General features: G+C 31.5%; 1 protein-coding gene. It reads left to right on the top strand.

The window, feature by feature from the left end; all coding sequences use genetic code 11:
• A partial coding sequence (locus AAEY88_RS14235) for a hypothetical protein (protein WP_350563438.1) occupies positions 1 to 260 on the top strand: 260 nt, incomplete at both ends.

The raw sequence follows: 260 nt of genomic DNA, 5'->3' as shown, positions 1-260 counted from the left end.
CCATTATGGGTTGCAAACCAATCAGGAATTAAAGAAATCCCCGAGTATAGTGAAAAATTAGCATTCCTAGAGTGTGAATTAACTAATAAACGCGTTGCTTTTGAATTTAAAAAAAATAATAACGAACACTTAAATTATGTAGCATCGAGTATTTGTCGTTGGGAAACAGACTATATGCCATATTGGTTATATGACGGAGATAGAGAGTATAGAATTAATAATGGTGATTTTAATAACTTAACTGAACGTAACATCAAGGA

This window comes from Psychrobacter sp. CAL346-MNA-CIBAN-0220, assembly GCF_040309805.1.
In the GTDB taxonomy this organism is placed as follows: Bacteria; Pseudomonadota; Gammaproteobacteria; order Pseudomonadales; family Moraxellaceae; genus Psychrobacter.
The sequence above is the reverse complement of the archived record's forward strand: the minus strand, read 5'-3'. Positions and strand labels throughout refer to the sequence as shown.